We start from the raw sequence: 24,723 nt of genomic DNA on the forward strand, positions 1-24,723 counted from the left end.
GGTCATGCGGGGGCCTGAACCTCGGTGCCATCCTGGCAATTGGGGCAGGTGCCTTCGGCCTCGATCACCGCGCGGTCGACGGTAAAGCCCGCCTCGCTGGCGGTGTCGGCCAAGAGGCCACGGGCGTCGCGGGCGCGGATTTCGGCCACCGCGTCGCAATGGCGGCAGATCAGGAAGGCGGGGCTGTGATCGGTGTCGGGATGGCAGCAGGCGACAAAGGCGTTGAGCCGCTCGATCTTATGCGCGAACCCGTGTTTCACGAGGAAATCGAGGGCGCGATAGGCCACCGGGGGCTGTGAGCCAAGGCCTTCGGCGCGCAGATGGTCGAGCAGGTCATAGGCGCCCATGGCGCGGTGTTCGGTGGCCAGAATTTCGAGCGCCCGGCGGCGCACCGGGGTGAACTGCAGCCCGCTCTTGGCACAGCGCGCCTCGGCCGCGTCGAGCGTGTCGGCGATGCAGCTGTGGTGGTCATGGGCGTCAAAGGCGAGGCGGCTCATGGTCTGGTCCGTTCTGTCGTGTTCAGGGCTTGATATGTTATATTATCTCATCTATCAACCCCGACGCCGGGATTGCCCGGAGTTTTTTAGCACGGATTAGCATGGAGCGCAGCATGACGGGAACAGGCAAACATTGGGTTGGGGCGATGACGCTTGTGGCTGGGCTGGGGCTTCCGGTGGCGGCGGCGGCAGAGCCTGCGGTGGTCACCGATATCGCGCCGGTCGAATCGCTCGTGGCGCGGGTGATGCAAGGCGTGGGGACGCCCGGACGGCTGGTGCCGCGCGGCGCCTCGCCGCATGATGCGCGGCTCAAACCCTCGGATGCGGCGGCGCTGGCCAAGGCCGATCTGGTGGTGATGGTGGGCGGCGGGCTGACCCCGTGGCTCAGCGAGGCGCAGCAGTCGCTCGCGCCCGAGGCCCATGTGATCCGGCTCATGGAGGCGGAGACCAGCATCGTGCTGCCGACCCGGGACGAGGTCGAGTTTGCCCATCAGGATCACGGGCATGAGGCGCATGGTCACGAAGAGCATGGGCATGATGAGCATGGTCACGATGAAAAGGGTCATGATGACCACGGGCATGACGATCACGGGCATGATGAGCATGCGCACGATGAAAAGGGCCATGACGACCATGGTCACGACGACCACGCGCATGACGAGAAGGGTCATGACGGTCATGGCCACGACGAGGCGGGCCATGACGGGCATGATCACGGGCCGAACGATCCGCATGGCTGGCTCGACCCGGAGAACGCGCGGGCCTGGGCGCGGCTGATTGCCGATGAGCTGATCGAACAAGACCCTGAAAACGCAGCGGTTTACCGTGAGAACCTCGCGCAGGCGGATGCCGAGATCGTGGCAGCGCAAGACAAGGCGCGCGCGGTGCTGGCGCCGGTCAAAGACGTGCCTTTCGTGGTCTCGCATGATGCGTTCCAGTATTTCGAGAAGGCTTTTGACGTGACAGCCGCCGGGGCGATTGCGCTCAGCGATGCGCGGGCGCCGGGGCCGAAACGGGTGGCCGAAATCCGCGAGGTTCTGGAGAAACGCGGGGTGGCCTGTGTGCTCACCGAGCCGGGGCTCAACCCGGCGCTGGCGGAATCGGTGGCCGAGGTGACCGGCGCGCGTCTGGTGGCGCTCGATCCGATGGGGCTCGAACTGCCAGAGGGCCCGGGGCTCTATCCGGCGATGATCGTCGAGATGGCAACGCGGCTGGCGGGTTGTCTGAGCGACAGCTGAGCCAGGGGTGAGAGATCAGGCCGCGGCGATGCTGCGGCTCTGATCGAGCACATAATCGACGAAGGGGCGTAGATCGGGCCGGTCGCGGGCATGGTCATTGACCTGCAGGAAATTGGCCCGCTCGACCCGGAGCACATGGGGATGCGCGGGCACCAGCGTGCCGCGCGTCAGGTCCTCGGCCACGATATGGCGCCAGCCGAGGATGACCCCTTCGCTGCGCCGGGCGGCGTCGATCAGGATCGGATTGCAATTGGTGCTCAGCGGGGCGGGCCGGGGCACATGGGTGATGCCGAGGCTGTTGAACCACGAGACCCAAGTCAGCGGCTGCCAGTTGATCGCCCGCGATTGCCAATGGCTGTCGTGGAGGTCGAGTAGCGGCTGACGGGTGAGGGTTTCGGCATCGTCAAATGGCCCGTTTTGGGCGAGGAATTCGGGGCTGCAGACCGGTTGGACCATCTCGGGGAAGAGGTAATAGAGCTCGTCGCCGGCGCGGCTGCGGTCATTGCCACAGATCAGCGCGATATCGACCCCGGCGGCGCGCGACAGGCGGTCATCCTCATCCGAGGCGAGAATGGTGAAGCAAGTGTCGGGATGGGTCTCGCGATAGGCGCGGGTGAGGGCGGTGATCCAATGGCTCGCGACGCCGATGGTGGCGGCGATGGTGATCGGCTGATCCACCTGCGGCGGGGCCGAGAGCGTCGCGATGGCCTCGGTCAGCCGGTCGAGCCCGTCGCCCACCGCGCCGAGCAGCGTGGCGCCCGAAGGGCTCAGCTCGAGCCCGCCGGGGCTGCGCCGGAAGAGCGAGGTGTCGAGCGCGGTCTCGAGCGCGCGGATCTGCTGGCTCACCGCCGCCTGGGTCACGTTCAATTCGCGCGCGGCGGCGGTAAAGCTCAGATGTTTGGCGGCCACCTCGAATGTGGCGAAAGCGCCAAGCGAGGGCAGGTGGCGGCGCGACAGGCGGGGCATGGGCGGTCCTTCGGTGGTTCCCTCTCACTGTGCCGATGTGACCGGGCAAGGCAAGGGGGCGGGGCGGCGCGCCATTGACATGGCAGGGCTTTTTCGGGCTGGCTTGGCGCGCAGCCAGAGGGAGAGAGCATGCGTATCGTCGACATCCGGGAGGTGACCAAGCCCATCGCGTCACCCATTCGCAACGCCTATATCGATTTCAGCAAGATGACCGCGAGCCTCGTGGCGGTGGTCACCGATGTGATCCGCGACGGGCGGCCGGTGGTGGGCTATGGGTTCAATTCCAATGGGCGCTATGGGCAGGGCGGGCTCATCCGCGAGCGGTTTCGCGACCGGGTGCTCGAGGCGGAGCCGGCGAGCCTGATGAACGAGGCGGGCGATAATCTCTGCCCGCACAAGATCTGGGCCACGATGATGCAGAACGAAAAGCCCGGCGGCCATGGCGAGCGGTCGGTGGCGGTGGGCACCATTGATATGGCGGTCTGGGATGCGGTGGCGAAGATCGCGGAGAAACCTCTGTTTCGGCTGCTGGCCGAGCGCGAGGGCGGCACGGCCGATCCGCGTGTCTTTGTCTATGCGGCGGGGGGCTATTACTATCCGGGCAAGGATGAGAGCGCGTTGCGCCGCGAGATGCGGTCCTATGTCGAGCGCGGTTATACTGTGGTCAAGATGAAGATCGGCGGCGCGTCGCTGAATGAGGATCAGCGCCGCATCGAGGCGGTTTTGGCGGAGATCGACGGCGAGGCACAGCTGGCGGTGGATGCCAATGGGCGGTTCGATCTCGAGACGGCGATTGCCTATGGGCGGATGCTCAGCCGTTATCCGATCTTCTGGTATGAAGAGATCGGCGATCCTCTCGACTATCAGCTGCAGGCGGCGATGGCGGGCTATTACGCGCCGCCGATGGCCACGGGGGAGAACCTCTTTTCCCATCAGGATGCGCGCAATCTCTTGCGCTATGGCGGGATGCGGCCGGATCGGGATTGGCTTCAGTTCGACTGTGCGCTGTCCTACGGGCTGGTGGAATATCTGCGGACGCTGGAGGTGCTGGCCGAGGCGGGCTGGTCGCGGCGGCGCTGCATTCCGCATGGCGGCCATCAGATGTCTCTCAATATCGCGGCGGGGCTGGGGCTTGGCGGCAATGAGAGCTATCCGGACCTGTTTCAGCCCTTTGGCGGCTTTCCCGATGGGGTCGAGGTCAAGGACGGCCATATCACCATGCCCGAGCTGCCCGGCATCGGGTTCGAGGGCAAGGGCGATCTGATCTCGGTGATGCGAGATTTGGCGCAGTAGGGTGGGGGCGCGCGCGGGCGGTGAGGCCCGCGCAGGCCCGATTGGCCAAGCTTATTCGACGGTGACGGATTTCGCGAGGTTGCGCGGCTGATCCACATCGGTGCCTTTGGCGACGGCGGTGTGATAGGCCAGCAGCTGTGCCGGGATCGCATAGAGGATCGGGGTCAGCGCGTCGCGCACCGTCGGCATGACGATCTCTTGCCAGATGCCGTCGCGGGCGGTGTCGGCCCCGGCCTGATCGGTGATCAGCATCACCTTGCCACCACGCGCCATGACCTCTTGCATGTTCGACACGGTCTTGTCGAAGAGCGCATCCTTGGGGGCCATCACCACCACCGGCATATGTTCGTCGATGAGCGCGATGGGCCCATGTTTGAGCTCGCCGCTGGCATAAGCTTCGGCATGGATGTAGCTGATTTCCTTGAGTTTCAGCGCGCCTTCATGGGCGAGCGGATACATCATGCCACGGCCCAGGAAGAGCACATCCTTGGCCTGCGACAGGCGCTGGGCGGCGGATTTGATCGTGCCCTCGACCTCGAGCGCGGTGTTGAGAACCGACGGCAGGTTGCGCAGGCTCGAGATCATATCCGCGAGCTCGTCATCGCTCATCCGGCCGCGTTGATGGGCGGCCTCGAGCGCCATGAGGAAGAGCACGGTGAGCTGGCAGGTGAAGGCCTTGGTGGAGGCCACGCCGATTTCGACCCCGGCGAGGATGGGCAGGGCCACATCGCTTTCGCGGGCGATCGAGCTTTCGGGGACGTTGACCACCGAAAAGATGCGGTCGGCCTTGCCTTCGCAATAGCGCAGCGCCGCGAGCGTGTCGGCGGTCTCGCCCGATTGGCTCACGAAGAGCGCGGCGGTGCCGGGGGTCACGGGCGGCTGACGATAGCGGTACTCCGAGGCGATATCGACCTCGACCGGCATCCCGGCGAGCTGTTCGAACCAGTATTTCGCCGTGAGGCAAGCGAGATAGGCTGTGCCGCAGGCGACCATGGTAAAGCGTTCGATCTTCGTGAAATCGATGTCCGCGCCCAGGGTGATGCGGCCGGCCTCGGCGTCGATGTAATGGCTCAGCGCCTCGGAAATGACGAGCGGCTGTTCGGCGATTTCCTTGGCCATGAAATGCTTGTGCCCGGCCTTGTCGACCGCGCCGCTGTCGATATGGACCTGACGGATCTCGCGGTTGACCGGCGTGCCATCGGCATCGGTGATGCGCAGATCGTGGCGCGAGACGACGGCGATGTCGCCCTCTTCGAGATAGGTGATCCGGTCGGTCATCGGCGCCAGCGCTATGGCGTCGGAGCCGACATACATCTCATCGTCGCCATAGCCCACGGCGAGCGGGCTGCCCTTGCGGGCGGCGATCAGCAGATCCTCTTCGCCGTCGAAGAGGAAGCAGAGCGCATAGGCGCCTTCGAGCTTGGCGATGGTGGCGCGGGCGGCCTCTTCGGGGCTCGCGCCCTTGGCCATCAGGTGATGGGTCATCAGCGCGACGGTTTCGGTGTCGGTATCGGTTTCATGGCCGATGCCGTTCTCGGCCAGCTCTGCGCGCAGCTCGCGGTAGTTTTCGATGATGCCGTTATGGACGACGGCCACCGGCCCGGCCTGATGCGGGTGGGTGTTCGACAGGTTGGGCGCGCCATGGGTGGCCCAGCGGGTGTGGCCGATCCCGGCCTTGCCGGCGAGCGGCTCATGGACGAGAAGATCGGAGAGGTTGACCAGCTTGCCCACGGCGCGGCGGCGGTCGAGAGCGCCCTCGTTCAGCGTGGCGATCCCGGCGCTGTCATAGCCGCGATATTCGAGCCGCTTGAGCGCCTCGACCAGTGTCGGCGCAACCTCGTGTTGACCCAAGATACCTACAATACCGCACATTATGCTGCTCCCTCATCGCGTTTTTTCTTTTTGTATTTTAGAATTTCGAACATTTTCTTGGCGAGGCCGGGTTTCACGACCTGTTCGGCGCGGGCCAGGGCCAGCGCGTCATCCTCGACGTCGCGGGTGATCACCGAGCCCGAGGCGGTCATCGCCCCGTCGCCGACGCGCACCGGCGCCACGAGCATCGTGTCAGAGCCGATGAAGGCGCGTTTGCCGATCTCGGTGCGGTGCTTCATCACGCCATCGTAATTGCAGGTGACGGTGCCCGCGCCGATATTGGCATGTTCGCCCACCGAGGCGTCGCCGATATAGCTCAGGTGGTTGACCTTGGCGCCCTCGTCGAGCGTGGCATTCTTGATCTCGACGAAATTGCCGATGCGCACATCTTCGGCAAGCTCGGTGCCGGGGCGCAGCCGCGCATAGGGGCCGATGATGCCGCCGCGCGACACGTGGCAGCCTTCGAGATGGGAAAAGGCGCGGATGCGCGCGCCGCTCTCAACCGTGACGCCGGGGCCAAAGACCACGTTGGGTTCGACCACCGTGTCGCGGCCAATGACCGTGTCATAGGCGAAATAGACGGTTTCGGGGGCGGCGAGGGTCACGCCGTCCTCCATCGCGATCTGACGCATCCGGGCCTGAAACACGGCCTCGGCGGCGGCGAGATCGGCGCGCGAGTTGACGCCGAGCGTTTCGGCCTCGTCGCAGGCGATGGCGGTGGCCGAGAGACCGCGGGCGCGGGCCACTTCGACGATGTCGGTGAGGTAATATTCGCCGGAGGCATTGTCATTGCCGACCGCCTCGATCAGCGAAAAGAGCGTCTCGGTCTTGGCCATGACCACGCCCGAGTTGCAGAAGGTGATGGTGCGTTCCGCGTCGTTTGCGTCCTTGAATTCGACGATCCGATCGAGCCTGTCGCCCGACATCACCAGCCGACCGTAGCGGCCGGGATCGGCCGCCTCAAAGCCCAGGATCACCACGTCATGCGCGGCGCGGGCCTCGGCCATGCGCGAGAGCGTTTCAGGCAGGATAAAGGGCGTGTCGCCATAGAGCACGACGGCATCGCCCGGGTGATCGCCCAAGAGCGGCGCGGCCTGCGCCACCGCATGCGCGGTGCCGAGCTGTTCGGTTTGCAGCGCGACCTGGGCCTCGTCATCATAGTCTTGGGTGGCGGCGGTGACCGCCTCGGCACCGTGGCCCGCGACAACGACGGTGCGATCCGGTTCCAACAGCTGACCCGCGCGCAGCGCGTGGTGCAGCATCGGCGCACCCGCGATCTGATGGAGGACTTTTGGTAAATCAGAATTCATGCGCGTGCCTTTACCGGCCGCAAGAACTATCAAAGCTACAGACATACAGGATTCTCTTCGCGTTTTAATTGCTGCCGTTTTATCCGCTGGCAGGTCTGGCGCAAGCTTTGTATGGATCAAAGAAGATTGCGGAATGTAACAGGTTTCGGCGGTTTCGCGCCAGATCCTGTAGAGAAGGGAGCACAGCATGGTCCAGACGGTGATTTTCGACCTCGATGGGACGCTGGCCGATACGAGCGGCGATCTGATCGCGGCGGCAAACGCCTGTTTCCGGTCGATGGGCGAGGTGGATCAGCTCCATCAGGAGCGCGATGCGCGGGCGGCGCTGCGGGGCGGGCGGGCGATGCTGACCCTTGGGTTCGAGCGGCTGGGCCGGGGCGGCGATACGGCGCTGGTCGACAGCTTTTACAAGCCCTTGCTCGATCATTACGAGACCGCCATCGACACCCATACGCGGTTCTATCCCGGGGCGCTTGAGACGGCGGCTTTGTTGCGGGCGGAGGGCTGGAAGCTCGCGGTCTGTACCAACAAGCCTGAGTATCTCGCGCATCTGCTGCTGACCCGGATGGGGGTGCTCGATGCGTTCGACGCGCTGGTGGGCGCCGATACGCTGCCGGTGCGCAAGCCCGACCCCGAGCCTCTGCGCGAGGCGGCGCGGCGGGCTGGCGGCGATCCGGCGCGGGCGGTGATGGTGGGCGATACGCTCACCGATCATGCCACGGCGCGGGCGGCGGGCGTGCCGTCGATCCTGGTGAATTTCGGCCCCGGCGGCGAAGATGTGGCGGCGCTCGAACCCGATGCGATCCTCGGCAGTTACGAGGAATTGCCCGCGATCCTGCGGCGCGTCGTCGGATAGTCCGAAACCATCCGTCGGCTAATCGAAAAGGTCATCAGCCCTGATTGACCGGCGCAGCAAGTGACCTCAGGGTGGCGATATGACAGAGCGATTCACAGGCAATTTCACCCAGCAGGAACCGATCCCCGACGAGGGTATCGCGGCGGCGCTCGAGGTGATGAAATCGGGGCGGTTGCACCGCTATAATCTGGTGGGCGACGAGGTCGGCGAGACCGGGATGCTCGAGCGCGAATTCGCGGCCTATACGGGGGCGAAATATGCGCTGGCGGTGGCCTCGGGGGGCTATGCCATGGCCACGGCGCTGCGCGCGATTGGCGTGAAGCCGGGGGAGAAGGTGCTCACCAATGCCTTTACGCTGGCACCCGTGCCCGGCGCGATTGCCAGCATGGGCGCGGTGCCGGTGTTTGTCGGCGTGACCGAAGGGCTGACCATTGATCTCGACGATCTCGAGGCCAAGCTCGGTCAGGCGCGGGTCTTGATGCTCAGCCATATGCGGGGCCATCTGTGCGACATGGATCGGCTGATGGCGCTGTGCAATGACGCGGGCGTCACGGTGATCGAGGATTGCGCCCATACGATGGGGGCTGCGTGGTGCGGTGTGCCGTCGGGGCGGCATGGGCTCATCGGCTGTTATTCGACCCAGACCTATAAACATATGAATTCGGGCGAGGGCGGGCTTTTTGTTACCGATGATGACGAGGTCATGGCGCGGGCGACGATCCTGTCGGGGTCCTACATGCTCTATGGGCGCAATGGCACGGTGCCGCCGGCCGAGGTGTTCGAAGAGGTGAAATATCACACGCCGAACGTCTCGGGGCGGATGGATCATCTGCGCGCGGCGATCCTGCGGCCACAGCTGGCCCGGCTCGATGCGCAATGCGCGGCGTGGAATGCCCGCTATCAGACGGTTGAGGCGGGGCTGCGCGACACTGGCGGTCTCACCATCGTGGAGCGGCCTGAGGAGGAGACCTATGTCGGCTCGTCCATCCAGTTTCTGCTGCTCGATTGGAGCGAGGCCAAGATCGACGAGGTGGTGAGCCGCTGCAAGGCGCGGGGGGTCGAGCTCAAATGGTTTGGCGGGGCCGAGCCTGCGGGCTTTACCAGCCGCTATGACAGCTGGCGCTATGCGCCGAGCGAGCGGATGCCAAAGAGCGACCGTATCCTGAAGGGCATTCTCGACATGCGCCTGCCGCTGACCTTTACGGTTGAGGATTGCGCGCTGATCGCGCGGATCATCCGCGCCGAGGTGAGCGCGGTCTATCAGGCGGGATAGGCGGGATCAGACGCTCAGAACTCGAGAATCTCATGTTCGCCAAGATCGGGAGACCCGGCGGTGAGATTTGCCATGGCGAATTGATAGAGCGATTGGGTGGTGCCCTTGGTGGCCCAGATCTCGGCCCGGGTCGGGCGAAAGGCCACGAGACAGACCCGATCATCGTCGCGCCCGCCCTCGAACCAGGCGGTGGCCATCGGCGTCCAGATGTCATCGAGCTTGTCGCGGCTGGTCTCGACCGAGAGCTGGCCGTCGATCGTGGCATAGAGCTTGGCATCCGGGCTGCTCACCACATGGCGGGCGTTGGCGCGGCGATTGGCGGCCTCAGCCACGTCGCTTGCCTTGTCGGTGAGAAACCAGAGCGCGTTGTCTTCGCTGCGCACGGCATGGGCCATGGGGCGCGGATCGGCCCCGTCAGGGATCAACATACCGGCCCGGATTTCGGACAGGCGTTTCCAGAATATGGCCTTGTTCCCTGAGTTCATGATCTCTCCGGTTTTCGGGTGTTGGGAGCCAACGCCAGCACCTCGGAATTTGTTCCGAATTTTTTCGAAATTTTTCTACCTAAAGTTATCTGGACCTAATTCCGAATGCATTTTGGCCCTATTGCCCGGAGATTTCCCTTGCGTAAGGTGGTGGGCAGCCTCGATGAGCTCTGTCGCGATATGGCGCTCGGGGGCCCCCAAGTGGAGTAAAGGTACGATGGATAATGTTGTATTGCTCGCTGTCGATGGCAGCGCCGGATCGGATCGGGCGCTTGACCATGCCCTGAAACGGGCCAAGACCGCGGGATCAAAGCTGGTGATCGCTTTTGTCATCGAATGGTCGCCCTACACCTTCAACACACCGGAAGAAAACGCCCAGCGCCACGAGCGCCGGGAGGCCGAGATCGACCGCGCCAATGAGATGGTGGTGGCGCCGGCGCTGGCCCGTGTCACCGGCGAAGGGATCGAGGCCGAGGGCGTGGTGCGCCATGGCCAGCCCGCCGAAACCCTGATCCGGCTCGCCCGCGACCACAACGCCGCGCAGATCGTCATCGGTCGGCGCGGGCAGGGTGGGCTCAAATCGCTGATCTTTGGCTCGGTGGCGGGCAATCTGATCCAGACCGCGCCGGTTCCGGTCGTCGTTGTGCCGTAACGGATCAAGCAAGGACCGAAGGCAAATACCCAAAAAATAAAACGACAAGGAGGTGCGTGATGACACGTGTACTGATGCTGCTGCTGGCGGCGGTTCTATTTAGCGGTCCGGCCCATGCCGGGATCGACGATGCGATCAACAATTTCACCGCGCCGATTGCGACGGTGATCGGGCAGATCGTCTTTTTCAAGATCACCATTGCCGGGGCCGAGCTGCCGCTCGTGGTGCTGTGGCTGGTGGCCGGGGCGGTGTTCTTTACCTTCTACATGGGGTTTGTGAACATCCGTGGCTTTGGCCATGCGATCCGGCTGGTGCGGGGCGATTATGCCGATCCCGACAGCGCCGGGGAGGTGAGCCACTTTCAGGCGCTGGCGACGGCCGTGTCGGGCACGGTGGGCATCGGCAATATCGGCGGGGTCGCGGTGGCGGTGACCGTCGGCGGCGCGGGCGCGACCTTTTGGCTGATCGTGGCCGGGTTCCTCGGCATGTCGACCAAATTCGTCGAATGTACGCTGGGCGTGAAATACCGCAATGAAAACCCCGACGCCTCGGTGTCCGGCGGTCCGATGTATTACCTCCGCCATGGCCTGAGCGAGCGGGGCATGCCGGGCTTTGGCAAGTTCATGGGCACGCTCTATGCCATCGGGATTTTTGTCGGAGCCCTGGGCATCGGCAATATGTTCCAGTCGAACCAGGCCTATGTGCAGCTCAACAATGTGGCGGGCGGGGCGCTCGACGGCTATGGCTGGCTGGTGGGGCTCATCCTCGCCTGTATCGTGTTTTCGGTGATCATCGGCGGTATCAAATCCATCGCCAGCGTGACCGAAAAGATCGTGCCCTTCATGGCGGTATTCTACTGTGTCTTTGCGCTCATCGTGATCATGATGAACGGCTCGGCCATTCCGCAGGCCATTGCCAATATCTTTACCGGCGCCTTTACCGGCGAAGGTGTGGCGGGCGGGGCGCTTGGCGCGCTGATCATCGGCTTTCAGCGGGCGGTGTTCTCGAACGAGGCGGGCATCGGCTCGGCCTCGATCGCCCATGCCGCGGTGCGGACGGATGAGCCGGTGACCGAAGGCTATGTCTCGCTGCTCGAGCCGTTTATCGACACGATCGTGATCTGTACCATCACCGCGCTGGTGATCGGGACGAGCCAGGTGGCCGACCCGAATTTCGCGGGCGACGCCACCGGCATCGCCATGACCTCGGCCGCGTTCGAGCGTCAGCTGAGCTGGTTCCCCATCCCGCTGGCCTTTGCCGGTCTGCTCTTTGCCTTTTCGACCATGATCTCGTGGTCCTATTATGGGCTCAAGGGCTGGACCTATCTCTTTGGCGAGGGGGAAATGGGGCAGAACGGCTATAAGGTGCTCTACTGCCTGTTCGTCGTGCTCGGCTGTGTCGTGCAGCTCGGTCCGATCCTCGATATCTCGGATGCGCTGGTCTTCCTGATCTGTGTGCCGAACATCCTCGGCCTCTATTTCCTGGCGCCGATCGTCAAGCGGGAGATGCAATCCTACATGGCGCGGCTGGAAAGCGGCGAGATCAAGAGCTTTCGGCACTGATCGCTGAGACATGGAGATCAAGCCCCGGCCGCCGCGCCGGGGCTTTTTTGTTTGCCAGCCCGGGCGACCGAGGGAATCGTTGACGCGATGGGGTGGCTGTCGTTATAAATGAACAAGCGTTCAATAAACTTTGGGAGGTTTGGGGATGTTCAACGCGGTGATGCAGTATGACCTTGGCGAGGATGTGAACGCGCTGCGCGAGATGGTGCACCGTTGGGCGCAGGATCGGGTCAAGCCCTTGGCGGCCGAGATCGACCGCAAGAATGTCTTTCCCAACGAGCTCTGGCCCGAGATGGGGGAGCTTGGCCTGCTGGGCATCACCGTGCCCGAGGAATATGGCGGCGCGGGCATGGGCTATCTCGCGCATGTGGTGGCGGTCGAGGAGCTGGCGCGCGCCAGTGCCTCTGTGTCGCTGAGCTATGGGGCGCATTCGAACCTCTGTGTGAACCAGATCAAGCTCAACGGCAGCGACGCGCAAAAACAGAAATACCTGCCCGGTCTCGTGTCGGGGCAGCATGTCGGCGCGCTGGCCATGTCCGAGGCGGGCGCCGGGTCGGACGTGGTGTCGATGAAGCTGCGCGCCGAGCGCCGCAACGATCATTACCGCCTCAACGGCAACAAATACTGGATCACCAACGGACCCGATGCCGACACGCTCGTCGTCTATGCCAAGACCGACCCGGAGGCGGGCAGCAAGGGCATCACCGCTTTTCTGATCGAAAAGAGCATGACCGGGTTTTCCACCAGCCCGCATTTCGACAAGCTCGGCATGCGCGGCAGCAACACGGCCGAGCTCATCTTTGACAATGTCGAAGTGCCGTTCGAGAATGTGCTCGGCGAAGAGGGGCGCGGGGTGCGCGTGCTCATGTCCGGGCTCGATTATGAACGGGTGGTTCTGGCGGGGATCGGGCTTGGCATCATGGCGGCCTGTTTGGACGAGATTATGCCCTACCTGTCGGAGCGCAAGCAATTCGGCCAGCCGATCGGGAATTTTCAGCTCATGCAGGGCAAGATCGCCGATATGTACACGGCGATGAACTCGGCCCGGGCCTATGTCTATGAGGTGGCCAAATCCTGTGACCGGGGTGCTGTCACCCGTCAGGACGCGGCGGCCTGCTGTCTCTATGCGAGCGAACAGGCGATGGTGCAGGCGCATCAGGCGGTGCAGGCGATGGGCGGCGCGGGCTTCCTCAATGATGCGCCGGTGGGCCGTATTTTCCGCGATGCCAAGCTCATGGAAATTGGCGCGGGCACCAGCGAGATCCGCCGTATGCTCATTGGGCGCGAGCTGATGGGAGCGATGGGGTGAGGGCGCCTGCCGCGCTGGCCCTGACGTGGTGACGAAGATGCTGACAGCCAAAGCCGATTACGACAGCCTCTATGCCGGGTTCAACTGGGCCCTGCCGGCGCATATCAATATGGCGGCGCAGGTCTGTGACGACTGGGCCGCGCGGGCGCCCGAGCGGGTGGCGATCATCGACCTCACGCAGGGCCGTCGCGATGTGAGCTATGGCGAGCTGCAATCCATGGCCGATGCGCTGGCCCATGATCTCGTGGCGCGGGGCGTGCGCCGGGGTGACCGGGTCGGCGTGCTGCGCAGCCAGGAGGCCTGGACTGCCGCCGCGCATATCGCGATCTGGAAAATCGGCGCGATTTCAATTCCTTTGTTCAAGCTCTTCATGCGTGATGCCTTGCAGAGCCGGTTGCAGGATGCGGGCGCGCAATTCGTGGTGACCGATGCCGAGGGGGCTGGGATGCTCGATGGGCAGGTGCCGGTGTTTCCCGAAGAGATCACGCTCGGTGCCGCGCCCTTTACGGCGGTCGAAACCGGACCGGAAGATCCGGCTGTATTGATCTATACCTCTGGCACCACGGGCAGCCCCAAGGGGGCGCTGCATGGGCATCGGGTGCTCGCGGGTCACCTGCCGGGGGTGCAGATGTTTTGCGAGTTTCCGGGCGAGAGCGGCGAGGATGTGCTCTGGACCCCGGCGGATTGGGCCTGGATCGGTGGGCTCTTCGATGTGCTGATGCCGGGGCTGGCGCTCGGCGTGCCGGTGGTGGCGGCGCGCCTGCCCAAGTTCAGCCCCGAGGATTGCGCGAATGTCGTGCGCCAAGCCGCTGTGACACATGCGTTTTTCCCGCCCACCGCGCTGCGCGTTCTCAAGGCCGCCGATACGCAGATCGACGGGTTCAAGGCCATCGGCAGCGGTGGCGAGCCGCTCGGTGCCGAGATGCTCGATTGGGGGCGGCGGGCCTTTGGCGTGACGATCAACGAATTCTATGGCCAGACCGAATGCAATCTGGTGGCCTCGTCCTGTGGCGCGCTCTTTGCGCCGCGCCCCGGCGCCATTGGCAAGCCGGTGCCGGGTCATGAAATCGCCGTGCTGGGCGAGGATGGCCGCCCCACCGAGGGCGAGGGCGATGTCGCAGTGCGGCGCGGTTCGGCGAGCATGATGCTCGGCTATTGGAACCGGCCCGAAGAGACGGCGGCGAAATTCACGGGGGACTGGATGCTGACCGGAGACCGGGGCATCTGGGAGGGCGATTACCTGCGCTTTGTCGGGCGCGAGGATGATGTGATCACCTCGTCCGGCTATCGCATCGGGCCGGCGGAAATCGAGGATTGCCTGCTCATGCATCCGGCGGTGGCGACCGTGGGCGTGGTGGGCAAGCCCGACGCGCTGCGCACCGAGATCGTCAAGGCCTATGTGGTGCCGCGCGGTGGCGTGGCCCCGTCTGACGCTTTGGCGTCCGAGCTTCAGTCCTGGGTCAAGGAACGGCTCGCAAGATATTCATATCCAAGGGAAATCGGGTTTCTGGAGGCGCTGCCCATGACGGTGACGGGCAAGGTGATCCGCAAGGAACTCAAGGCGCGCGCTGCGCGCGAAACGGAGGGGGCCGCATGAAACTGCAAAGCCAGATACTGACCGGATCAGAGGATTTTGCCGCCAATCGCGCGGCCCATGAGGCGGCCTTGGCCGAGATCCGCGAGGCGGCGGACTGGGCCGCGGCGGGTGGCGGCGCGGGGGCGCGGGAACGTCACGTGGGACGCGGCAAGATGCTGCCCCGGCGCCGGGTGGCCAATCTGCTCGACCCTGACAGCCCGTTTCTCGAGCTGGGCGCCACGGCGGCGCATGGCATGTATGACGGGGCCGCGCCCTGTGCCGGGGTGATCACCGGCATTGGCCGGGTGCAGGGGCGCGACTGCATGATCGTGTGCAATGATGCGACGGTGAAGGGCGGGACCTACTACCCGATGACCGTCAAGAAACACCTGCGCGCGCAGGAGATCGCCGAGGAATGCCATCTGCCCTGTATCTACCTTGTGGACAGTGGCGGGGCGAACCTGCCCAATCAGGATGAGGTCTTCCCGGATCGTGATCATTTCGGCCGGATTTTCTACAATCAGGCGCGGATGTCGGCCAAGGGAATAGCCCAGATCGCGGTGGTCATGGGGTCCTGTACGGCGGGCGGGGCTTATGTGCCGGCGATGTCGGATGTGACCATCATTGTAAGGGATCAGGGGACGATTTTCCTCGCCGGGCCGCCGCTGGTCAAGGCGGCGACGGGCGAGGTGGTGAGCGCCGAGGACCTCGGCGGCGGCGATGTGCATACGCGGCTCTCGGGTGTAGCGGATTACCTGGCCGAGGACGATGCCCATGCGCTGGCGCTGGCGCGGCGGGCGGTGGGATCGCTCGGCGGGGCGGCGCTGGCACCGGTGACCGGCGGCGGCGAAGAGCCGGCCTATGATCCGGAGGAAATTCTCGGCGTGGTGCCGGGCGATCTGCGCACGCCCTATGACATTCGCGAGGTCATCGCGCGGGTGGTCGACGGCTCGCGGCTCGACGAGTTCAAATCGCGCTTTGGCGAGACGCTCGTCACCGGGTTTGCCGAAGTTCAGGGCATGCCGGTCGGGATCATCGCCAACAATGGCGTGCTGTTTTCCGAGGCGGCACAGAAGGGCGCGCATTTCGTCGAGCTTTGCAGCCAGCGCAAGATCCCCTTGGTTTTCCTACAGAATATCACCGGCTTCATGGTCGGCCGAAAGTACGAGAACGAGGGTATCGCGCGTCATGGCGCCAAGATGGTGACCGCCGTGGCGACCACCAGCGTGCCCAAGATCACCATGCTGGTCGGCGGCTCTTTTGGGGCGGGCAACTATGGCATGTCGGGCCGGGCCTATCAGCCGCGGTTCCTCTGGACCTGGCCCAACAGCCGGATTTCGGTGATGGGCGGCGAGCAGGCGGCGGGGGTTCTGGCGACGGTGAAACGGGACGCGATCGAGCGCAAGGGCGGCAGCTGGTCGGCGGAGGAAGAGGCCGAATTCAAGCAGCCCACCATCGATATGTTCGAGCGTCAGAGCCATCCGCTCTATGCCAGTGCGCGGCTCTGGGATGATGGGATTGTCGACCCGCGCAAGACGCGGACGGTGCTCGGGCTGAGCCTGCGGGCGGCGCTCAACGCGCCGATCGAGGACACGAAATTCGGCGTCTTCCGGATGTGATCGCCCATGTCCAGCCGTCGCAATATCAATCGGTTTTACCGGGGCGCACGCAGACATCCCAAATGGGATATGGGGGCAGTGCCGAACCCGCGTGGGCGCAGTCCGTTCCGGGCCGCGCGCCGGAGGAGAGGACGAGGACTATCGGTTATCCTATTGGCGGCAATAGTAATTTTTGGGCCGAATGTTCTGGATGCGGCGAGCCTTATGTGGCGCAAAAGTGAGGGCTGTGCGGTCTGGTCGGTGGTTGATGGCGACACGGTCCGGATGGTCTGTCCCGATCTGGGCGCGGTGTCCGGGCGCATCCTGAGCTATGACACGCCCGAGCTCAAGGCGCGCTGTCCGAGCGAGTTGGGCAAGGCGGTTGCGGCGACGTTCTACCTGCGCTGGCAGCTCTGGACAGCAGGCGAGGTGACGGCGCGGCCGACGGGAACGGATCGCTATGATCGGGCGCTGACGGTGCTGGCGGTGGATGGCGAATTGGTCGGCCGGAGCCTGGTCGAGGCGGGGCTGGCACGGTGGTATAATGGGGGCAAGCGGCGCAGCTGGTGTGGCGCATGAGCGGTGTCGGTAACACGTCGGTATTGCGTCGGCAAAGCGACAGTGGGGGTTTGGCCGGGTCCGGGGCCGGTTTAGACTGGGTGAATGGTGGATGTGTTTGTACGGGCGATAGGGATCACGGGGCTGACCGTGGGCGGCTGGCTGCTGCTGGTGCGGCTGGGGCCGGAGAGTGTGGCCGATCCGATGGCGGGCTGTGCGGTGAGCTATGTCTATGACGGCGACACCGTGGCGCTCGACTGTGGGGCGGAGGCGGAGATGACCGCGCGGCTCGTGGGGTTTGACACGCCGGAGACCAAGAGCCCGGGCTGTGCCGAGGAGCTGGCGCATGGGGCGCTGGCGACGGACCGGCTCAGGGCGCTGATCGGGCAAGGCGCGGTGCGCTATGAGCTGCGGGGCCGCGACAAATACGACCGGCTGCTGATCGCGCTGCAGGTGGCGGGCGAGGATGTGGGCGCGCGGCTGATCCGCGAGGGGCTGGCGGTGGCCTATGACGGGGGTGGGCGCATCGACTGGTGCGCGCGGCTCGGCGCAGAGGCCAGCGCAGAGGTGGAGCCGGAGTGATGGGCCTGGAATGAGCGGGTCTGAGAGAGATGAGACTGAACGGCAAGTTGAAAGGGCGCGGCGCGCCCGGCAGAGAGGAAATGCCATGTTTGACACGATCCTGATTGCCAACCGGGGCGAGATTGCCTGCCGGGTGATCGAAAGCGCACGGGCCATGGGGGTGCGGTCGGTCGCGGTCTATTCCGACGCGGACCGGGGCGCGAAACATGTGGCGCTGGCGGATGCGGCGGTTCATATCGGCGGCTCGGCCCCGGCAGAGAGCTATCTGCGCGGCGCGCGTATCATCGAGGCGGCCAAGGCGAGCGGCGCGCAGGCGATCCATCCCGGCTATGGGTTTCTCAGCGAGAACCCCGATTTCGTCGAGGCGGTCGAAGCGGCGGGGCTGGTGTTCATCGGGCCCTCGGCCAAGGCGATCCGGGCGATGGGGCTCAAGGATGCCGCCAAGGCGCTCATGGAAGAGGCGGGGGTGCCTGTGGTGCCCGGCTATCACGGCGAAGAGCAGGACCCCGAATTTCTGGCCCAACAGGCGGCAGAGATCGGCTATCCGGTTCTGATCAAGGCCGTGGCCGGTGGTGGCGGCAAGGGGATGCGTCTGGTGGAGGAGCCGGGCGCGTTCGGGGAGGCGCTCAAGAGTGCGCAAGGCGAAGCCGCCACCGCCTTTGGCAATGAGGCGGTGCTCATCGAGAAATACATCCAGCAGCCGCGCCATATCGAGGTGCAGGTCTTTGGCGATGGTGAGCGGGCCGTGCATCTCTTTGAGCGCGACTGTTCGCTGCAGCGGCGGCACCAGAAGGTGATCGAAGAGGCCCCGGCGCCCGACATGCCGGAGGCGGTGCGCGCGGCGATGGGCGCGGCGGCGGTGCGTGCGGCCGAGGCCATCGGTTACAAGGGCGCGGGCACGGTCGAGTTCATCGTCGACGGCTCGGACGGGCTGCGCGCCGATGGGTTCTGGTTCATGGAGATGAACACGCGGTTGCAGGTCGAACACCCGGTGACCGAGGCCATCACCGGCGTCGATCTGGTGGAATGGCAGCTGCGCGTGGCGGCGGGCGAGCGCCTGCCCAAGGCGCAAGACGAGCTCAGCATCACCGGTCATGCCTTTGAGGCGCGGCTCTATGCGGAGGATGTGCCGAAAGGGTTCCTGCCCGCGACCGGCGTGCTGCGGCATCTGAAATTCCCCGAGGGCGCGCGGGCCGACAGTGGCGTGCGCTCGGGCGACGAGATCAGCCCGTGGTATGATCCGATGATTGCCAAGATCATCGTCCATGGCCCGACGCGGGACGTGGCGTTGCAGCGGCTGGCCGATGCGCTGGCGCGTTGTGAAGTGGCGGGGACGGTCACCAACCTGAGCTTTCTCGGCGCCTTGGCGCGGCACGAAGGCTTTGGCCGGGGCGAGGTCGATACCGGGCTGATCGCGCGGGATATAGACGCGCTCACCGCCATGCCCGCACCGCGCCCGGCGCATTTTGCGCTGGCCGCCTTGGCGGCGCTGGACCTGCTTGGCGATGTCGCCGGGGACACCGGGTTCAGCCTCTGGGCGCCGCTCAACCGTCAGGTGGTGCTGCGCCGGGGCGAGGAGGAAGAGGAGCTTACCCTGCGGGCGCTTGGGCCGGATGCGCATGACGTGGTGATGGGCGAGGCGGTGATCGCGGCGCGGCGCGTCGGCGGGCGCTGGATGCTCGATGGCGAGGTGGCGCCGCCGGTGGTGGTCACGGGCGATCTGGTCACGGTCTTTGCCGATTATGGCATCGGCTTTCATGTCATCGACCCGCTGGCGCGGGCCTCGGCGGCGGGGGGCGATGCGAGCGTCATCGAGGCCCCGATGCCGGGGCTGGTCAAGGCGATGTTCGCCACGCCCGGCGCAGAGGTCAAGGCGGGCGACAGGCTCGCCGTGCTGGAAGCGATGAAGATGGAACATTCTCTACTGGCCGCGCGCGATGGCGTGGTGGCCGAGGTTCTGGCCAAGGAGGGCGCGCAGGTCGAGGCGGGCGCGCCTCTGGTCCGGCTTGCGGATGAGGAGGAGGCCGCGGCATGATCCGGCTGCACCATGTGCCGCTTGGCCGGTCGTTTCGGGTGATGTGGCTGCTCGAAGAGCTCGGGCAGGAGTATGAGGTGGCCTATTATTCGATCCGCGACGGGTCGATGCGCAGCCCGGAGTTTCTGGCGCTGTCGCCTGCGGGGCGGGTGCCGGCGCTCGAATGGGACGGCGAGGTTCTCTTTGAGAGCGCGGCCATCGTGCAGAGCCTCTGTGAGCGCCATCCCGAGGCGGCGCTGGCGCCGCTGCCGGGGGCGGCGTCGCGGGGGCGGTATCTCGAGATGCTGTCCTATGCCGAGACGGTGGGGTGTCTGCTCGAGAACCTCAATCTCAACCGGGTGTTTCTGCGCGACCCGGCGCAGGCCTCGCCGGTGGTGATCAAACTGCTGACCGCGCGGCTGCGCGCGGCGCTTGGCGCGATGGAGGCGCGGTTGACGGGCGCGTATCTGCTGCCCGAGGGGTTTTCGGCGGCAGATATCATGTTCGCCTACAGCTTCGAGCTTGGCCGGTATTACGTGCATCTGGAAGAGTTCCCGGCGCTCATGGCCTATTGGGCGCGGCTGCAGGCGCGGCCGGCCTATCAGCGGGCCAAGGCGCGGGATGGCGAGCAGGATCTCTATGATCGGGACTTTTACCCGCTGCCGGAGGGGTGAGCATGGGCGAATATGTGGAAATCTTTGAGGTGGGGCCTCGCGACGGGCTGCAGAACGAGGCGCGGGATATTCCCGTGGCGGAGAAGATCGCGCTTGTCGATTGTCTGAGCGGGGCCGGGTTCCGGCGCATCGAGGTGGCGAGTTTCGTGAGCCCGAAATGGGTGCCGCAGATGGCCGGGTCGGCGGCGGTTCTGGCCGGTATCAGCCGTGTGCCGGGCGTGTCCTATGCGGCGCTCACCCCGAATATGCGGGGCTTTGAGGATGCGCTGGCGGCGCGCGCCGATGAGGTGGCGATCTTCGGTTCGGCTTCGGAAGGGTTCAGCCGCGCCAATATCAATGCGAGCATCGAGGAAAGCCTGGCGCGGTTCGCGCCGGTGGCCGAGGCGGCGCGGGCGGCGGGCATCCCCATGCGCGGCTATGTGAGCTGTGTCAGCGATTGCCCCTATGACGGGCCGGTGGCGCCCGAGGCGGTGGCCCGGGTGGCGGCGGCGCTGGCCGAGATGGGCTGTTACGAGGTGAGCCTTGGCGACACGATCGGGCAGGCCACGCCAGAGCGGATCGACGCGATGCTGGCGGCGGTCTGCGAGGTGGTGCCGGCCCAGAAGCTCGCCGGGCATTACCATGACACGGGGCGCCGGGCGCTCGACAATATCGAAGTGTCGCTTGCGCGCGGGCTGCGGGTGTTTGACGCGGCGGTGGGCGGTCTGGGCGGCTGTCCCTATGCGCCGGGGGCTGCGGGCAATGTGGCGACCGAGGCGGTGGCCGAGCGGCTCGCGGCGCTGGGCTATGACACCGGGCTCGACCTCGGCATCGTGGCGCGGGCGGCGGATATGGCCCGCGCCATGCGACTTGAGACAGGAACACGGGAGAGCGGTAAATGAGTGACACGATCAGCATCGAGCATGACGCGCGGGGGGTGGCGACGCTCTGGCTCGACCGGGCGGAGAAGCATAACGCGATGTCGGCGCAGATGATCGCCGAGCTGCACCGCGCGGCGGAAAAGCTCGGGGCGGATGCCAGCGTGCGGGCGGTCATTCTGGCGGCGAAGGGCAAGACCTTTTGCGCGGGCGGCGATCTGGGCTGGATGCGCGAGCAGTTCGAGGCGGACCAAGCGACCCGGTCGCGCGAGGCGGCCAAGCTGGCGCATATGTTGCAGGCGCTCAACACGCTGCCCAAGCCTTTGATCGGGCGGGTGCAGGGCAATGCGCTCGGCGGGGGCGTCGGCATGGTGTCGGTCTGCGATGTGGTGATCGGCAGCGATCAGGTGGTGATGGCACTGACCGAGACGCGATTGGGCCTGATCCCTGCGACCATCGGCCCCTATGTGGCGGCGCGGATGGGCGAGGCCAAGGCGCGGCGCGTCTTTATGTCGGGGCGGCGCTTTGGCGCGGAGGAGGCGGTGGCGCTCAACCTTCTGTCGCGGGCGGTGCCGGAGGCCGAGCTTGACGCGGCGGTCGAGGAAGAGGTGCTGCCCTATCTCTCCTGCGCGCCCGGGGCGGTGGCCCGCGCCAAGGCGCAGCTGCGCGGGCTGGGGCCGAAGATCGACGAGGAGACCATCGCCGCATCCATCGCGCTCTTGGCCGAATGCTGGGCGGGCGATGAGGCCCCGGAAGGCATCGGCGCGTTTTTCGACAAGCGCAAGCCGCGCTGGGCGGATTAACGCGCCTCGGGATAGGCGCGCATGAGACGGCGCATCATCCGGCAATAGAGCCGGAAGGCGAGGCGGTTCGCGCCCAATCGGATCGCGGCGACGCAGGGCAGGATCGTGGCCCAATAGAGGGTGCGGAGCCTCGTTTTGCCGCGTGGGTCGCGGGCGAGCGCGGCACAGATGGCCGGGGCGCTGTCGTAATATTGCGCGATGAGGGCCGCGCCATCGGGGTGGGCGCGCAGCCAGCCGTCGCGAAAGCGGCGCAGCGTGGTGAGTTCGGTGCAATCATCGGGCCGGCCCATCTCGGCACAGCAGGCGGTGGTGAGAAAACAGCCCGAGGCTTTGCATTTGCCCGGCTCGAGAAACCCGTCGCGATGCGACAGCGCGTCGGACGCGTCGGCCAGCGCCTGCGACAGGCCGCGGCCCGCGAGCCGGTGATCCGAGAGCTTGACCCAATCCGTCATGTCGCCGCCCTTGGCAAAGAGCGCCATCATCAGCAGAGGCTTGTCGAAAATCAGGGCCAGCGCTTCGTCGCGGCTCGCTTTGGTGCTGACCGGCTGGGCGCTCCAAAGCTCGCGATCCTTGATCTCGGTCACCCCATCCTTGGTCTTGTGGGTGTAGCGGTTGTAGCGGTGGGTGAAGGTGAAGTTGAGCTGAAGCCGGTGGTCCTGACCCACGGGCTGGATCAGCAGGGCGAGCGTGCGCTCGGCCGAGATGCCGCCCTGGGTGGATTTCTCGGCAATCGGCACCGAGGTTTTTTTGGGGGCAAGTTCGGCCCGGGTCGAGGCGATCACCTTGTCGAGCTGGTCATCGCCCAGGATGATCGAGACGCGCCTGGTGTCGGGCGCGGGCGGGGTCTCTGCACTGCGCGGGGTGACCGGGCAGGTGAAGGTGAGTTTGGGGTTTGCGGCCGCGAGGCGCAGGTGCTGGGGCCGGGGGGTGTCGGGTGTCGTGGCGTCGCTCATCGAGAGGCCGATCTGCCAATCCCCGACGGTCTGTGAGGCGCCGCAATCAGAGACGGCGGCACGGGCCACGCTGGGCAGGGAGGCGAGGGCGGGACCGAGGGTCAGCCCCCGGGTGATGGCGCGACGGGAATAGGATCGGGTCAAGGGAAAGCTCCTCTACCAAATGATTTTGCGAGGCGCGGCGGCGGCGGCCCGGATCAATAATGGAAGGAAGCCTAGCATAAAAATGCGCATTAATCGACTGATCCCGCAGTGGATGTGCGGATGTGTCGAGGGGTGGGCGCCAGCCCCGTGACCTCTATGCCCGAGCCCGTTTAGGTCGTCGCCTCGGGATAGGCGCGCATGAGGCGGCGCATCATGCGGCAATAGAGCCGGAAGGCGAGGCGGTTCGCGCCCAACCGGATGGCGGCGACGCAGGGCAGGATCGTGGTCCAATAGAGGGCGCGGAGCCGCATCGCGCCGCGCGGGTCGCGGGCGAGGGCGGCGCAGATGGCGGGGGCAGCGTCATAATACTGCGCGATGAGCGCCGCGCCCTGCGGCTGGGCGCGCAGCCAGCCGTCGCGGAAGCGGCGCAGCGTGGTGAGTTCCGTGCAATCATCGGGCCGACCCATCTCGGCACAGCAGGCGGTGGTGAGAAAACAGTCGCTGTCTTTGCGGCAGGTGGCCGGATCGCCATTGCCGCTGGCCTCGATCTGATCATAGACCATGTCATAGGCCCGGTTGACCGCGCCGTAGAGGTCGTTTGTGTCGATCTCGATCTCGCGCAGCCGGGTCCATTTGCCCGCCGCCTCGTCGCGATAGCCAAAGCGCAGCTGGACGCGGTTTTCGGCGCTCATCAAGATGTGCTGGGTGCGCAGCACATCGGGCATTTCGGTCTCGCGTTCGGGGTGCCAGCCCTGGGTGCTCGGGTTGGTGGGATGCAGCCGGGGCAGCCTCTCGGGATGGGTCTTGAGCACGCAGGCGCCTTCGGTGAGCCGCGCCAATTGCCAGGCGTAGGCGTCGTCTTGATAGTCGTTCTTGCACAGCGCCATCGGGGTGAAGCGCATCACGATGCTGGCCGATTGATCGCTGTCGGGATCGACGATGGTCATATAGGTGCGCACCCGGCGCGGTGTGTCGCCCTGATGATCCGGGGTGAAGAGCTCGAGATAATGATGGTCGGGCAGGTGCAGCCCGCCGGATTTGCCCGCGTCGCGGAGTTTCTTCATTTCGGCGTCGTCATCATGCTGGTGCAGGCCGAAGCGGAGACCGGTGGGACGATGCTCGCCCGTGGTCTGGCTCTCGTAGCCGATGAATGAGTCGTTCGTGTAGCGGGCGACGAATTGCGTCTTGATCACCCAGTCGCCATGGCTGAGCTGCGCCTTGCAGCTTGGGGCGTCATAGCTCTGGGCGAAGAGCGGCAGGGCCGGGGTGGTGAGGCTGGTGGCGGAGAGCGTGCCGAGCAGGCGGCGGCGGGTCAGATGCGGCATGTCTGTCTCTTTGGTGTCTTCTCAATGGCTTGGCGGCAGGGTGCGAAATCCGCCGCCATGGGTCAAGACGTCCTAAAAATTAGGTGTACCTCGCCGGATTGTGGCGAACGTGGCGGTGCCGGGCCATCCGGATTGGCGCGGGCCGAGCTGCTGAATGTCTGTGCGCAATAGAGCGGCAGGGGGCAGATTTGCGGCATGGGGCGAACAAAGACACAAAATTTCGATCTATCCGGCGCAACATGGGGTAAAAAATGAGACCGGCTTGATTGACCCTGCCGAGGGGCAGGGGTAAACCGACATCTGACACGCAGCCATCTGACGGCGCG

22 protein-coding genes are annotated in these 24,723 nt (G+C 65.5%); 15 read left to right on the forward strand and 7 right to left on the reverse strand.

All coding sequences use genetic code 11. The annotated features are described in order from the left end of the window. Positions 1-2 precede the first annotated feature (2 nt). Positions 3-497, reverse strand: coding sequence for a transcriptional repressor (locus WA237_RS13790; RefSeq protein ID WP_336098330.1), 495 nt, complete (start codon positions 495-497; stop codon positions 3-5). Between the two features lie 113 nt (positions 498-610). On the opposite strand from WA237_RS13790, the gene WA237_RS13795 reads away from it, so the two are divergent. Beyond that, entirely contained in the window at positions 611-1,735 is a 1,125-nt protein-coding gene (locus WA237_RS13795; RefSeq protein ID WP_336098331.1) for a zinc ABC transporter substrate-binding protein, read from the forward strand. A 15-nt stretch (positions 1,736-1,750) separates the two neighbouring features. On the opposite strand, the gene WA237_RS13800 is transcribed toward WA237_RS13795, so the two are convergent. Beyond that, entirely contained in the window at positions 1,751-2,701 is a 951-nt protein-coding gene (locus WA237_RS13800) for a LysR family transcriptional regulator (protein WP_336098332.1), read from the reverse strand. Positions 2,702-2,830: 129 nt separating this feature from the next. On the opposite strand from WA237_RS13800, the gene WA237_RS13805 reads away from it, so the two are divergent. Continuing rightward, complete coding sequence (locus tag WA237_RS13805; RefSeq protein WP_336098333.1) at positions 2,831-3,994, forward strand: mandelate racemase/muconate lactonizing enzyme family protein; 1,164 nt, start codon at positions 2,831-2,833, stop codon at positions 3,992-3,994. Between the two features lie 51 nt (positions 3,995-4,045). On the opposite strand, the gene glmS is transcribed toward WA237_RS13805, so the two are convergent. After that, a complete protein-coding gene (glmS, locus tag WA237_RS13810) occupies positions 4,046-5,866 on the reverse strand; it encodes a glutamine--fructose-6-phosphate transaminase (isomerizing) (protein WP_336098335.1) in 1,821 nt (606 codons plus the stop codon). Continuing rightward, a complete protein-coding gene (gene glmU, locus WA237_RS13815; RefSeq protein WP_336098337.1) occupies positions 5,866-7,221 on the reverse strand; it encodes a bifunctional UDP-N-acetylglucosamine diphosphorylase/glucosamine-1-phosphate N-acetyltransferase GlmU in 1,356 nt (451 codons plus the stop codon). Before glmU ends, glmS begins: the two co-directional genes overlap by 1 nt. A gap of 142 nt (positions 7,222-7,363) precedes the next feature. Between glmU and WA237_RS13820 the strand changes: the two genes are divergently transcribed. Together WA237_RS13820 and WA237_RS13825 are read left to right on the forward strand one after the other, a co-directional pair. Continuing rightward, the gene (locus tag WA237_RS13820) at positions 7,364-8,032 is read left to right on the forward strand and encodes an HAD-IA family hydrolase (protein ID WP_336098338.1); all 669 of its coding nucleotides are present in this window, start codon (positions 7,364-7,366) and stop codon (positions 8,030-8,032) included. Positions 8,033-8,111: 79 nt separating this feature from the next. After that, positions 8,112-9,305 carry a DegT/DnrJ/EryC1/StrS family aminotransferase gene (locus tag WA237_RS13825; protein ID WP_336098340.1) on the forward strand — a complete coding sequence of 398 codons (1,194 nt, stop codon included), beginning with the start codon at positions 8,112-8,114 and terminating at the stop codon, positions 9,303-9,305. A 14-nt stretch (positions 9,306-9,319) separates the two neighbouring features. On the opposite strand, the gene WA237_RS13830 is transcribed toward WA237_RS13825, so the two are convergent. Beyond that, entirely contained in the window at positions 9,320-9,790 is a 471-nt protein-coding gene (locus WA237_RS13830) for a pyridoxamine 5'-phosphate oxidase family protein (RefSeq protein WP_336098342.1), read from the reverse strand. Positions 9,791-10,007: 217 nt separating this feature from the next. On the opposite strand from WA237_RS13830, the gene WA237_RS13835 reads away from it, so the two are divergent. The 11 genes from WA237_RS13835 to WA237_RS13885 all read left to right on the forward strand — a co-directional run bounded on the left by WA237_RS13835 (position 10,008) and on the right by WA237_RS13885 (position 21,975). Beyond that, on the forward strand, positions 10,008-10,442 hold the full coding sequence (locus WA237_RS13835) for a universal stress protein (protein ID WP_009814853.1): 435 nt from the start codon (positions 10,008-10,010) through the stop codon (positions 10,440-10,442). Between the two features lie 59 nt (positions 10,443-10,501). Next, positions 10,502-12,004, forward strand: a complete 1,503-nt coding sequence (locus WA237_RS13840) for an alanine/glycine:cation symporter family protein (protein WP_336098345.1) — start codon at positions 10,502-10,504, stop codon at positions 12,002-12,004. A gap of 145 nt (positions 12,005-12,149) precedes the next feature. Next, complete coding sequence (locus WA237_RS13845) at positions 12,150-13,313, forward strand: isovaleryl-CoA dehydrogenase (RefSeq protein WP_336098347.1); 1,164 nt, start codon at positions 12,150-12,152, stop codon at positions 13,311-13,313. A 37-nt stretch (positions 13,314-13,350) separates the two neighbouring features. Next, positions 13,351-14,910 (forward strand): AMP-binding protein, encoded by a 1,560-nt coding sequence (locus WA237_RS13850; protein WP_336098350.1) that lies wholly within the window; start codon positions 13,351-13,353, stop codon positions 14,908-14,910. Next, positions 14,907-16,508 (forward strand): carboxyl transferase domain-containing protein, encoded by a 1,602-nt coding sequence (locus WA237_RS13855; protein ID WP_216016552.1) that lies wholly within the window; start codon positions 14,907-14,909, stop codon positions 16,506-16,508. Before WA237_RS13850 ends, WA237_RS13855 begins: the two co-directional genes overlap by 4 nt. A 204-nt stretch (positions 16,509-16,712) precedes the next feature. Then, positions 16,713-17,066 carry a thermonuclease family protein gene (locus WA237_RS13860; protein WP_336098353.1) on the forward strand — a complete coding sequence of 118 codons (354 nt, stop codon included), beginning with the start codon at positions 16,713-16,715 and terminating at the stop codon, positions 17,064-17,066. An 84-nt stretch (positions 17,067-17,150) separates the two neighbouring features. Further along, positions 17,151-17,627: a thermonuclease family protein gene (locus tag WA237_RS13865; protein ID WP_336098354.1), complete on the forward strand. Its 477-nt coding sequence runs from the start codon at positions 17,151-17,153 to the stop codon at positions 17,625-17,627. 85 nt (positions 17,628-17,712) lie between these two features. Then, positions 17,713-19,662 (forward strand): acetyl/propionyl/methylcrotonyl-CoA carboxylase subunit alpha, encoded by a 1,950-nt coding sequence (locus WA237_RS13870; RefSeq protein ID WP_336098355.1) that lies wholly within the window; start codon positions 17,713-17,715, stop codon positions 19,660-19,662. After that, positions 19,659-20,315: a glutathione S-transferase family protein gene (locus WA237_RS13875; protein ID WP_336098358.1), complete on the forward strand. Its 657-nt coding sequence runs from the start codon at positions 19,659-19,661 to the stop codon at positions 20,313-20,315. Before WA237_RS13870 ends, WA237_RS13875 begins: the two co-directional genes overlap by 4 nt. A 2-nt stretch (positions 20,316-20,317) precedes the next feature. After that, positions 20,318-21,196 carry a hydroxymethylglutaryl-CoA lyase gene (locus tag WA237_RS13880; RefSeq protein ID WP_336098359.1) on the forward strand — a complete coding sequence of 293 codons (879 nt, stop codon included), beginning with the start codon at positions 20,318-20,320 and terminating at the stop codon, positions 21,194-21,196. Further along, a complete protein-coding gene (locus tag WA237_RS13885) occupies positions 21,193-21,975 on the forward strand; it encodes a crotonase/enoyl-CoA hydratase family protein (RefSeq protein WP_336098361.1) in 783 nt (260 codons plus the stop codon). The genes WA237_RS13880 and WA237_RS13885 overlap by 4 nt, the downstream gene beginning before the upstream one ends. Here the strand turns inward: WA237_RS13885 and WA237_RS13890 are convergent. Both WA237_RS13890 and WA237_RS13895 read right to left on the reverse strand, forming a co-directional pair. Further along, complete coding sequence (locus tag WA237_RS13890; RefSeq protein ID WP_336098362.1) at positions 21,972-23,072, reverse strand: CFI-box-CTERM domain-containing protein; 1,101 nt, start codon at positions 23,070-23,072, stop codon at positions 21,972-21,974. The two genes, WA237_RS13885 and WA237_RS13890, sit on opposite strands and share 4 nt — an antisense overlap. Positions 23,073-23,242: 170 nt before the next feature. Beyond that, entirely contained in the window at positions 23,243-24,397 is a 1,155-nt protein-coding gene (locus tag WA237_RS13895) for a CFI-box-CTERM domain-containing protein (protein ID WP_336098364.1), read from the reverse strand. Between the last annotated feature and the right edge of the window lie 326 nt (positions 24,398-24,723).

Origin of the sequence: Roseovarius sp. CH_XMU1461 (genome assembly GCF_037027165.1) — a bacterium.
Taxonomy (GTDB): domain Bacteria; phylum Pseudomonadota; class Alphaproteobacteria; order Rhodobacterales; family Rhodobacteraceae; genus Roseovarius; species Roseovarius nubinhibens.